Raw genomic sequence first — 10,851 nt, forward strand, 5'->3', positions numbered from 1 at the left:
GACTCAAAACGGACAAGGAGACACTTTTGAAATCTCAATCTCTCGGGTGGCAGCCCATCGCCCTAGGATTTGTCGCGTTGGTGTTGTTCACCATCGCGTCTAGCAGCTTTGTCATCATCAATCCGGGCCAAGCGGGCGTCCTCAGTATCTTAGGCAAAGCCCAAGACGGCGCATTGTTAGAAGGTGTCCACTTTAAGCCGCCGGTGATTTCGGCGGTGGACGTGTATGACGTGACCGTCCAGAAATTTGAAGTACCCGCGCAAAGTTCCACCAAAGACTTACAGGATTTGTCGGCCCGGTTTGCCATCAACTTTCGGCTTGATCCGAGTGAAGTGGTGACTATCCGGCGGACGCAAGGCACCCTGGCTAACATCGTGGCGAAAATTATTGCCCCCCAAACCCAGGAGTCCTTCAAAATTGCGGCAGCGCTGCGCACGGTCGAAGAGGCCATTACCAAGCGGCAAGAATTAAAAAATGACTTCGACGAAGCCCTGGATACGCGGTTAGATAAGTACGGCATCATCGTCCTGGATACCAGCGTGGTGGATTTGGAATTCTCGCCGGAGTTTGCCAAGGCGGTCGAAGAAAAGCAAATTGCTGAGCAGCGGGCTCGCCGAGCCGTGTATGTCGCGCAAGAAGCTGAGCAAACCGCTCAGGCCGAAGTTAACCGGGCGAAAGGTCGGGCCGAGGCGCAGCGACTGCTAGCAGAAACGCTCAAGGCCCAAGGGGGCGAGCTTGTGCTACAGAAAGAGGCGATCGAAGCTTGGCGAGAAGGCGGGGCGCAAATGCCTCGGGTCTTGGTGACTGGCGGTGGCAATAGTGCCAGTGTGCCCTTCATCTTTAATACCGCTGACCTTACGGCTGATTAGCCGCCGCCTCGGCCTCAGCCTCGGCCCGCAAAATTGACTGCAACTGGTCGAGCGATGCCAAGGTGCGTTGTTTAATCGTTTCAGCGTCTGTCTCATCGGCAGGCGCTGTTGCTGTTTTGGGGGCTGCCAGCGGGGTGACGCGGGTGGCGGAGGGTGGCTCTGATGTGTTGAAGGTGGCCTCTGAGACTGGCATGGGCAGGGATGTCGGTGGGTCAAACCGAATGGGGGCGGGTTCCGGGACTGCCGTTGCAGAGTCTGGAGTTGGGTCGGCGGGGGCCGGCGCGGCTGAGGCGGGGATGCGGTCGGCGGCAGGGGGCAGAGCGATCGCCGCTGGCGTTGGCGAGTCAGTCACTGCGGTGCGCCCACCCGCTGAGGCTGGAGCAGACGACTCGGCCACAGGGGCCGGATTCTCCTCAGTCGGGGGAGCCGCGATCGCGCCTGTAATCTTTGCCGCCTCAGGCTCCGGTATCGGTTCGCTCACTGGAGCAGCGGACGGTTCGGTCATCTCTGAAAGGGATACTGATTCAGTTGCTGGGGGTGGGGTAACAGTCGTCTCCACTCCCTCAGTCGCTGCTGGTGGATTCTCGGGAGCAGGGGCTGGCTCGGGAGCATTGCCCGTCAGGAAATTCGTCACCGCTTGGCCTAAGCGTCCGAGACGGCGCGACTGAGGCTGCGGCTCGATGCCTTGATCAGCTCGGGTCGGACTCTTGCTAGGCGTCACACTCACTTTGTCGCCGTTGGGGGCCGCCATCGCGATCACTGCTGACTCGGCGTCATCAGAGAGAGCTGAGACAGGGGGCGAGACATCATCCTCTGGTGCAGGAGTCTGAGCCACGGTGTCAGACGCTGAGTCGCGACCAGGGAAAGCGTCGAATGCGAACGGTACCGGATCAATGAGTCGTTCAGGTGGGGCGACTTCTGGCTCTAAATTGAGCGTGATGTCATCGTTGTTGGGTACGGGGGCAGGGGCGATCGCGACCTGGGTTTGAGCGTTGAAGGCTGAGATTGCCCGCGCGATCGCAGTGGCTCGTCGTTCTTGGTCATGACTGATGGAATAGATATTGTTTCCCAACCCCGGGGCATTCCACCGCTGGGTGTCGGGGTCAATGAACGACCGGGTGCGCGCCCAGATAATCGCCTCTGAGCCCTGCATGCCGAGGCTATGGGCTTCCTTCAGCCAGTCAATATAGCCGCCTCGATCTAACGCTGCAAGGGGTGCCTGGTTCGCCAAATCAATCCCGTTCAACAGCTCTTCCTTAGTGAGCTGTAGCCCTTGGGCGAGGGCTTTTTCGCGCAGGGTTTCCGTCTGCGTTTGCAGTCGCCGCAACTGCTTATCATCGGCTTCTTCTGGAGATGCAGCCCCATGCTGGTAAGAGAACGTGCCCAAATTCCAGACGCCATTGCCCGGGTCAACATGTCCGTAGTAGGCGGGATTTTTGTGACCCTCGGGAGTGCGGGTGCCCTCGGCGCTGCCCACCGCCCGAGCCACCAGAGATTCCGTGCCGCCAGTAAATAAGGTGTGGAAGTTGTCAAAGGAATATTGAAAGACGGTGGGCTGTGCCGCCGGGGGCTGATCTGGCTCTGGGGCCACGGCCACGGTCTCTTGCGGGGCCTCAAAGGTCTTTTCTTGAATGCCGATGAACAGCGCAATTTGCGCTTGAATCTCAGTTTCGGTGAGCTGTTGAGCTTTTGCCTCCGGTTCAGGCACGGGCTCGGGCGGTGGAGCGATCGCCGTCTGTAGGGCCTGGACGTAAGCGGGAATGGGCGGCGGCGCAGGCAACAAGGCCTGGACTGACGCCGTCGAGCCCAGTGCCACAGCTTCTAAGCCCCCGTAAACGCCTGAGGGACGGCTATTGTCGCTCGCCATCGGGGGATTTTCGGCCCCAGCGGGAATCGGCAAGGGTGCTTCGGCATTCACGAGGGTTTTCGCTGCCGTCGCGGCGGCAGCGGCCTCGGCGGCCTCGGCTTCGACAGCAGCGGCTTCGGCTTTGGCCGCAGCGACGGCCTGAGGTGAAGGCGACAACTCAAAAGACAAGGCCACGTCGTTGCTGGCTTTGGCCGCACTGCCAACCCCAAAGGACATGGCCAAAGTACCTAGCGTTAATAAGGCTCGATAATGCGGCATCTCAGTAGGCTCTCACGCAAACTTAGGAACAGTGGAAACGTAACGGGTACATAGCGGGCAGCCAATCGACAGCCAGCCATCAAAAACGTTGGAGCGATCGCTCCAACACGCCCGTAGAGGGTTCGACAATGGCCCAGGTGCCATCGGGCTGACGGCGCATAGTGGTGAAGTGCAAGTATTGCGATCGCCCCATGGAGTCACCCGCCTCGACCTCGCCAAACTGCGGATTCATCAGGCCACAAAAGCGAAACAAATAGGCGGGTACCTCGGGCGACGCAAAGAAGAGGCAGTCCGGGCCATCGGCGGAAGGCTGCGCTTCGCCGTCAAAGGGAGCCCGCACGCGAGCCCCCCGCAGCTGCATAGTGACATCCCCCAACCCCGCCACCACCCGAAAGCCTTCCACGACGTTGCCCAAGGTCAGCTCCCAAGTTTGGTCGATCGCGACGCTACGGGGGGCGGCGATCGCCTCTTCCCGACAGCTGCTCAAACTTGGCCCCAGGGCTAAGCCCAGTAGCAGCAGGCCCCACAGTCGCCATCGCTGGAAGGGCCGCGATCGCCCTAGTCGCCCTTGCCAACCGCGCTGCCAAGCGGTCAACCTATTCAAAATTAAAGCGATACCCAGCATATTCATCGTTCTCGTACAGAATGACTAACTGTGTTTTGGGATCAAATTCCAGCGGATAGGCTTCGCGCTCGGCTTGCACATCGGCCCGCACATTCAGGCTGGCCAAGCGACAATAGGGCTCGGCCACCACTTCCCGCACCCGCGCCTTCGAATCCCGTTCCGGAATCGTCAACAACTCGGCTAATTGCTCGCGGGAGAGCTTCGCTTCGGTTTGCACAAACTCGTGACAAGACTTTTCGTTCACCTGCGGTTGCGATCTCGCCAGCCACCCCCCCACATCGCGCACATCAAACAGCACCACTGCTGCGGCAATCACCACGCCACCCGCCACCAATGACTTGACCGGAGACGTGGTCGGTAACTGCGATCGTTGACTCACCATATGTCTACTCCTTCAGCTCAACAAAACTGGTATGACGGGCTCCTACGGGGAACCTGGCCGACCCAACTCGGGCCGGGCTGGTTGCGATTGCCGCCTAGCGGGGCCGATTGGAGCGGGGCCGCGCCAGTTATTTACAACCAGCCAATTACAATTGCCCGCCAATTCCTAAGCCCAGCAGCGCCAAAAATAGGCGGGCAATAAACGCGGCATCGGTACGCGGGGCAAAGAGCAAACGGTACAACCCTAAAGCCACCGCGCCAATGGTGATGCCGATGACCCAGGGCCACAAGCCCGGAACGGCAGCCAAGGCCAACTGCAAGGCCAAGCGCCCGATGATGCCGCCCCCGCACCACATCAAGATATCGATCGGGGTAATTTGCGTCTGGTTTTCTATGGTGGTCGTCAAAATCTGCCACAGCTCCGAGACCTGATGCCAGGACTCAAACCAGCCAGCACGCCTCGACCTATTGGACTGACGCTGGGGTGCCTGGGCCCGGGCGCGCAAATTTGCAGCAGTTTCCGAAGCTTGCTGCTGGTCTAAATTCAAATCGAGATCGATCGCCGTCAAGACATAGCGATTATGTTCATCTTGAATCACGGTCGTGAGGGCCGCATCTCGAATTTCGCAAAACTGATCGACCTGCATGGCCGCCTGGGGGTGCTTCATCAGGATGAGCGAGAGGCCATTGACGGAATTGTGGAATTTGCGAATCGCCGCTTCTTGTTGGTAGTACAGCTCGTTAATGCGTTCGGCTTCACCGTGCAAGCGTTGTAAGTAGCGATGGATATTGATTGGTTCCACCGGCTGAGTCTCAGGGACAGCCCCTTGCGCCGCTCGCTCTTCGGGGGTCGGCCATTGACTCGACTGCATGGCCGATCGCTGTCTTAACGCCTGGGCCACATCCGCTCGTTGGGGCGGTTGCCAGGTTACACCGTCAGCATCCAGGGCCGGCAGACTCGGCGACGCAGAACCGGACGGCAAGGGCGACTCAGACGCCGCTTGGGATTGCTGACGGACGGCTAGCAGCTGTTCACGAATGGCACTGATATCTGAACTCATGGGGGCAAACCAATGCTTTAGGATGGAAGCTCTTTGATAGTTTGTATGTACTATCTATCTCTTTAGATACAAATGTACTATATATTTTCGGCTTTGCAACCCCTGATTGAAAATTTTGATCTGAGGCGCTGTGGAGAATGGCGATCGCGAGCCAGGTGACTCGCTGCGCTGCGCTGGTTGAATTGGGTATGAGGCGTGCTGAACCTCGGCGCTCACAAAGTATCTGACGCCCTCAAGCAAGGTTCATGACACCCGCGATCGCTTCCCTCAGCAGCGTCGAATCCGCAGTTTCGCATTGAGGTCTCGGAGGCTGGCGGGTAAAGCTGACTGCCCGGACAGGGGCTCTGCACCAAGAAGCGTCGAGATTATGGACTCATCGGGCTTGCTCTGGCTGGGAGACTCAGACGACAACGCGAAAACTTTACAGAGGCAATTGTTGACTGTGATGGTTGTGATAGGCAGTCTAAGCTTAAAATCAGGGCATTTATCATGCTCAATCTCCTTCGCCGGAGTTCCCGTACCCTCGATAGGGGGCGCGATCACCGTTCGGTTTACGCCTCCCTCCCGCCCTACGAACAGCCCTTAGCGCGATCATGTCCGTATCACATTCTGATGGGCACCCTCCTAGGCGGTCAGGTGATTATGCGAATTTTGCGCGGGCGAGTGCAGCGCCACCGTGTGATGGAGCACATGGTGGCGGCGGGGCCAGGAGCCCTGACCCCGGTGCTCATGACCAACCTGTTCGCGGGGATGATTTTCGCCATTCAAACCGCGCGCGAAATGGCCCGCTTTGGCACGCTCCACGCTTTGGGCGGGGCCTTTGCCTTGGGCTTTTGCCGCGAACTCGCCCCCATTCTGACCGCCGCCATTTTAGCTGGGCAAGTGGGTTCCGCCTTTGCCGCCGAAATTGGCAGCATGAAGATCACCGAACAAATTGACGCCCTCAAGGTTTTACGCACCGACCCCATTGAATATCTTGTGGTGCCCAGGGTCGTCGCCTGCTGCGTCATGCTGCCCATCTTGACCATGCTGGGGTTAGTGGTCGGGGTCGGGGGAGGATTGCTGGCCGCGCATCTGCTGTATGACGTGCAAGCGCCGATTTTTCTGGACTCGGTACAGGGACTCTTGGAACCCGTTGATCTCTTTGCCGTGCTGCTCAAAGCAGTCATCTTTGGGGCGATGACGGCCCTAGCGGGCTGTACCTGGGGCCTGACCACTACTTGCAGTAAAGGGTTGGGGCGAGCGACCACGTCCGCAGTCGTCACGACTTGGGTCGGTTTATTTGTCGTTGATTTCTTCATCACGCTGATCCTCTTCCACGGGGTCGCGGTGATGTACTAGAGCACACACTTCTGTCGTCATGCCCAGTCCGGCTCCTATCCCCCTGATTCGAAAAAATACCTGCCGTTTGCCCTGAGCCCGTCGAAGAGCTGCGGCCAGCTCAGCCTGATCGGCACCATGCTCTGAGTCGGGGTAAGCGATTCGGATTCAGGATTCAGGATTCAGGATCAGACCGCATGATTGCCCCTGAATGGGCCGATGATACGGAGCCACGATTGCGGGTTGGCCCGGTGGTCGTGCATCGCTGCTGAGGTGGGCTAAAACACAAACTGAATGCGGACTTGCCAGGGGGCATCGGTACGCTCAATCCAAATTGTTTGGATAAACTCGCGCAGATACACCCGGCGTTCGGATTCTGAGAGCCCTTGCCAAAATTCGGGTGACCCGAGGGTCTGAGCAATCTCAGCCAGGTTTTCGGGGGGCAGTTGCGATCGCTGCTGTGCCAAATCGGCCAATTCGCCCCGCAAGGTATAGCGGCGCAAATCAGCGCTGGTTTGGTCTAATACGCCTTGTGATTGTAACTGGTCAACCTGAGTCAGCAAGGCGGTCTTGGTGTCAATTTGGGCGAGAATTCCGGCTTTAATAGCGCCCACTGGCGGGGCCTGGAAGTTCGCGACGGCGCGGGGAAATTCCTGACCGATGGCGGCAATCGTCTGCGCGAGTACAGTGTCGTAAGCGATCGCCCGACAAGATTTCTCTCGACCACATTCCAGGGGACGCAGGTACAAATATTCTTGTTTTTGGCGGGGACGAGTGACTCGCGATACCCGCAGTTTGCTCTGGCACTCAGCACATTGCACCAGTCCCGCTAGCGATCGCTCCGCACTCACGGTTTTGGGGGGCAGTTGGCGATTACGCCGCAGCAAGCGATCGACCTGGGCCGCCTCATCGCGGGCAATGATCGGCGTGTGCGTATCCCGAATCACCTGCCCGTCTTTGTATTCGGAATCGCCGCGATAGATCGGATGTTGCAGCCACCGTTGCGCCGTCGATGGCGCAATTTTTTTGCCATATTTTTTGTCCAAAAATCGGGCCGCCCCGCGAATCGAACCATACAAAATGAACTGCTCAAAAAAGGCTTTGACGGCGGGGGCGGCAGCTTTATCAAGTGCATAGCGATAGCGGCCCCGCCGATAGCCATAGGGGGCGCGGCCCGGCGGCGGCAATAGATTGATGCGGTTGCGGGCGTGTCCGGCCTCTAACTGCTGACGACGATGCTGCGCTTCGACCGTGGCCGCCAGCTGGAACAACATTTCGGGCGACCGTTCCGAGCTGGTTGCGGCCAGGGTGCGATAACTGCCATCCGCCGTCGTCACCAAAATTCCTCGGTCTTCCAGGGCTTGCAACACGGCAAATACCGCCGCTGGGGAACTGCCCAAATCGCCTACTTGCTGGATCAGCACCTGCTCTGGCAACTCCTGGCGACAATCGTGCAAAAGGCGTTGCAGCTCTGGGCGCGGATCTTGTACATCACAATGATCCACATACAGGCGATCGACCGTAGCCGCCAGTGCTTCATGGTTGGAAGCAACCGGGTTATAAGGCGACAGACGGGTATAAGCAAATGTGGTCATGCGGTTGGGGGGCGGCAGCGATCGCACCCTTTCAGCTTGCCAGGCCACCGCCACCGGGAGACCAACCCTTAAGGTCAGATTTAGGATAGTGAGCATTCCTCCCCCAATCAGCCATCCCGTTCTGCCGTCCGCCGATTATCTTAAAGAAAGGACACACTTTCACCGGATAGTTATGACTGAGGCAGCACAGCGAATTTGTATTTTAGGGGGCGGGTTTGGGGGCCTGTATACCGCTCTGCGCTTGAATTCTTTGCCCTGGAGCACCCAGGAGCCGGTGGAAATTGTGCTGATTGACCAGCGCGATCGCTTCCTGTTTGCGCCACTGCTCTACGAATTAGTGACGGGGGAACTGGCAACCTGGGAAATCGCCCCGGCCTATACGGAACTGCTGGCCGATACGCGCATTCGCTTCATCCAAACCACGGTGGAATCGGTGAACCAAAGCGAGCAGCAGGTACAGCTCGGCACTGGCGAAACTTTGGACTACGATCGCCTCGTGCTGGCCGTCGGGGGGGAAACGCCGATGGATATGGTGCCTGGGGCTGCGGAGCACGCGCTGCCCTTCCGGGCGATCGAAGATGCCCAACGGCTGCAAGAGCGGTTGCGAGCGCTGGAAACATCCGATGCTGAAAAGATCCGCGTGGCCGTGGTCGGCGGCGGCTACAGCGGCGTCGAGCTCGCGTGTAAAGTGGCGGATCGCTTGGGCGATCGCGGGCGGGTGCGATTGGTCGAGCGAGCGGACGACATCCTGCAAACTTCTACCGAATTCAACCGCCAGGCAGCCCGCGAAGCGCTCTCTGAGCGCGGCATCTGGCTCGATTTAGACACCAACGTGGAAAATATCACTGCGGATTCCCTCACCCTGACCTTTCGTGACCAGTCCGATGAACTGCCGGTCGATATCGTGCTGTGGACGGTAGGCACCCGCGTCGTGCCGCTACTGGACACGATGGATTTGCCCCGTAGCGATCGCCAGCAAATCCAGGTGGAACCCACATTACAAGTGGTCGGTCATCCCGAAATTTACGCCCTGGGCGACCTGGCTGATTGTAAAGACGCGACGGGACAGCAAGTGCCCAATACCGCCCAATCGGCGCTGCAACAAGCCGACTATGCGGGCTGGAATCTCTGGGCCTCCCTGCGCGATCGCCCCCAGCTGCCCTTCCGGTATCAGCATCTGGGTGAAATGATGGCCCTCGGCGTCGACAATGCCACCCTCACCGGCCTGGGCCTCAAGCTAGATGGGCCGATGGCGCACGTGGCGCGGCGTCTCACCTATCTCTATCGGATGCCCACCCTGGATCATCAAATTCGCGTCGGGTTGAACTGGATTCAGCAACCCCTGCGTGACCTGTTGTCGGTATAGCGATCGCTATGGAACAGCCTAAAGTTATTTTTCTGGATGCCGTTGGTACGCTCTTTGGGGTCGATGGCAGCGTGGGGCAAGCCTATGCCACCATTGCCGACCGCTTTAATGTGGCGGCCGATCCCGTCGCGCTGAATGAGGCGTTTTTTAAGCAGTTCGGTGATGCCGAGGCCATGGCGTTTCCGGGGGCAGAGACCACTCAAATCCCGGCGTTGGAGTATGGCTGGTGGCAGGCGATCGCGGAAAAAACCTTCGCCGACGTTGGGGCGTTTGACGCCTTTGACGATTTCGAGGCTTTTTTTGCGGATCTCTACGCCTACTTCGCCGGGGCTGAACCTTGGGTAGTTTACCCCGATGCCTACCATTCTCTGGAACGCTGGAAGGCCAAAGGCATTGAGCTCGGGGTGATCTCCAACTTTGACTCCCGCCTCTTCACTGTGTTGGACTCCCTGGCCCTAGCGGACTTTTTCGCCACAGTCACAATTTCCAGTGAAGTGGGGGCGGCCAAACCGGATCCCAAGATTTTCGCGGCGGCCCTGGCAAAACATGACTGTGATCCGGCTGATGCCTGGCATGTGGGCGATAGCTACGGCGATGACTTTGAAGGGGGAAAAGGGGCGGGTCTGCGGGCGATCTGGCTGCAACGGCCCGCAGAAACCATCACTAAATATAGTGACCAACCGCCGCAGCTGTAATGTCGTGTTGCAGGCTGGGTCAGCCCATCCAGGTTATAGAACTGGCTATGGGCGATCGCGACCATCACACAACATCTCTGCAGCCAGGATGTTCAGGGGATAACATAACCCGTTCGTAGTCTTCACCAATATCTAAATTGTGTCCGGATCAACGCCTAACTCACGGAGTTTGGCCGCCAGTTGTTCATTGCGTTGACGTTCAGACTCAGCGCGCTGTCCCTCGGCCTCAGCGTGTTCTTCAGGGGTAGGCACGAGGCGGCCCTCAGGGGTAAAGAAGCGCAGTTGCTGATCGTGAATCCCTAAGTACAGACCCAACTGCTCGCTCCACCGCCACCCTAACTCCGTAGTAGGAATCGGTTCATAGGTGCCATTCATCAACTGGAATCCCTCAAACTCCAGCGTATCGGGGTCGAACCAAAAATAATTGGGGGTGCGGAAGATATCTTGGTAAATCTGCTTTTTCAACCCGCGATCGGTGTTGGCTGTACTCTCTGACAGCAGCTCTACAATCACGTGGGGATATTGCCCCCCTTCTTCCCATAGCACCCAGCTCTTGCGCGGGCGCTGTTCGGCCCCCAACACCACAAAAAAATCGGGTCCCCTGAAATCCTCTGACTTGCGCTGTTCCGGGCTGTAATAAATGGTCAAGTTGCCAGCAGCAAAGTAGTCTGTGCGGTCTTTCCAGAGCCAATTCAGACATGACAGCAGCAGGAACATTTGCTGTAAATGCAGAGAACTTTCCAAGGGCGGTTCGTCACTGTAGAGGTCACCGGGTGGAAAGATTATATCGGCTGACTGAGCCTGCTCTGGTGAC

General features: G+C 58.3%; 10 protein-coding genes. 4 read left to right on the top strand and 6 right to left on the bottom strand.

Annotated elements, in window-relative coordinates; genetic code table 11:
- The first annotated feature begins 26 nt into the window (after positions 1–26).
- Positions 27–869 carry a prohibitin family protein gene (locus tag JUK32_RS05915; RefSeq protein ID WP_204137922.1) on the top strand — a complete coding sequence of 281 codons (843 nt, stop codon included), beginning with the start codon at positions 27–29 and terminating at the stop codon, positions 867–869.
- Here JUK32_RS05915 and JUK32_RS05920 read toward each other — a convergent pair.
- The 4 genes from JUK32_RS05920 to JUK32_RS05935 form a co-directional block, all read right to left on the bottom strand.
- Entirely contained in the window at positions 856–2,952 is a 2,097-nt protein-coding gene (locus tag JUK32_RS05920; protein ID WP_204137923.1) for a hypothetical protein, read from the bottom strand. The two genes, JUK32_RS05915 and JUK32_RS05920, sit on opposite strands and share 14 nt — an antisense overlap.
- A 121-nt stretch (positions 2,953–3,073) precedes the next feature.
- Positions 3,074–3,625 carry a hypothetical protein gene (locus JUK32_RS05925; RefSeq protein WP_239112368.1) on the bottom strand — a complete coding sequence of 184 codons (552 nt, stop codon included), beginning with the start codon at positions 3,623–3,625 and terminating at the stop codon, positions 3,074–3,076.
- Positions 3,591–4,001, bottom strand: coding sequence for a hypothetical protein (locus tag JUK32_RS05930; RefSeq protein ID WP_204137924.1), 411 nt, complete (start codon positions 3,999–4,001; stop codon positions 3,591–3,593). Before JUK32_RS05930 ends, JUK32_RS05925 begins: the two co-directional genes overlap by 35 nt.
- Before the next feature lie 145 nt (positions 4,002–4,146).
- Positions 4,147–5,061, bottom strand: a complete 915-nt coding sequence (locus JUK32_RS05935) for a hypothetical protein (protein ID WP_204137925.1) — start codon at positions 5,059–5,061, stop codon at positions 4,147–4,149.
- 489 nt (positions 5,062–5,550) lie between these two features.
- Between JUK32_RS05935 and JUK32_RS05940 the strand changes: the two genes are divergently transcribed.
- The gene (locus tag JUK32_RS05940; protein WP_239112369.1) at positions 5,551–6,402 is read left to right on the top strand and encodes an MlaE family lipid ABC transporter permease subunit; all 852 of its coding nucleotides are present in this window, start codon (positions 5,551–5,553) and stop codon (positions 6,400–6,402) included.
- A gap of 257 nt (positions 6,403–6,659) precedes the next feature.
- On the opposite strand, the gene JUK32_RS05945 is transcribed toward JUK32_RS05940, so the two are convergent.
- The gene (locus JUK32_RS05945) at positions 6,660–8,072 is read right to left on the bottom strand and encodes a recombinase family protein (protein WP_204137926.1); all 1,413 of its coding nucleotides are present in this window, start codon (positions 8,070–8,072) and stop codon (positions 6,660–6,662) included.
- Between the two features lie 76 nt (positions 8,073–8,148).
- Between JUK32_RS05945 and JUK32_RS05950 the strand changes: the two genes are divergently transcribed.
- Both JUK32_RS05950 and JUK32_RS05955 read left to right on the top strand, forming a co-directional pair.
- Entirely contained in the window at positions 8,149–9,342 is a 1,194-nt protein-coding gene (locus JUK32_RS05950; RefSeq protein WP_204137927.1) for an NAD(P)/FAD-dependent oxidoreductase, read from the top strand.
- A gap of 8 nt (positions 9,343–9,350) precedes the next feature.
- Positions 9,351–10,037: an HAD-IA family hydrolase gene (locus JUK32_RS05955; RefSeq protein WP_204137928.1), complete on the top strand. Its 687-nt coding sequence runs from the start codon at positions 9,351–9,353 to the stop codon at positions 10,035–10,037.
- A 132-nt stretch (positions 10,038–10,169) separates the two neighbouring features.
- On the opposite strand, the gene JUK32_RS05960 is transcribed toward JUK32_RS05955, so the two are convergent.
- Positions 10,170–10,823 (bottom strand): Uma2 family endonuclease, encoded by a 654-nt coding sequence (locus JUK32_RS05960; protein ID WP_204137933.1) that lies wholly within the window; start codon positions 10,821–10,823, stop codon positions 10,170–10,172.
- Positions 10,824–10,851: the final 28 nt, after the last annotated feature.

The sequence above is a fragment of the Halomicronema sp. CCY15110 genome (genome assembly GCF_016888165.1).
In the GTDB taxonomy this organism is placed as follows: Bacteria; Cyanobacteriota; Cyanobacteriia; order Phormidesmidales; family Phormidesmidaceae; genus Halomicronema.

Bases quoted from the DNA above. Each gene is read 5' to 3' on its own strand.
- JUK32_RS05920 (WP_204137923.1), bottom strand. From the start codon at position 2,952: ATGTCCTTTGGGGTTGGCAGTGCGGCCAAAGCCAGCAACGACGTGGCC.
- JUK32_RS05925 (WP_239112368.1), bottom strand. From the start codon at position 3,625: ATGAATATGCTGGGTATCGCTTTAATTTTGAATAGGTTGACCGCTTGG.
- JUK32_RS05930 (WP_204137924.1), bottom strand. From the start codon at position 4,001: ATGGTGAGTCAACGATCGCAGTTACCGACCACGTCTCCGGTCAAGTCA.
- JUK32_RS05935 (WP_204137925.1), bottom strand. From the start codon at position 5,061: ATGAGTTCAGATATCAGTGCCATTCGTGAACAGCTGCTAGCCGTCCGT.
- JUK32_RS05940 (WP_239112369.1), top strand. From the start codon at position 5,551: ATGCTCAATCTCCTTCGCCGGAGTTCCCGTACCCTCGATAGGGGGCGC.
- JUK32_RS05945 (WP_204137926.1), bottom strand. From the start codon at position 8,072: ATGCTCACTATCCTAAATCTGACCTTAAGGGTTGGTCTCCCGGTGGCG.
- JUK32_RS05950 (WP_204137927.1), top strand. From the start codon at position 8,149: ATGACTGAGGCAGCACAGCGAATTTGTATTTTAGGGGGCGGGTTTGGG.
- JUK32_RS05955 (WP_204137928.1), top strand. From the start codon at position 9,351: ATGGAACAGCCTAAAGTTATTTTTCTGGATGCCGTTGGTACGCTCTTT.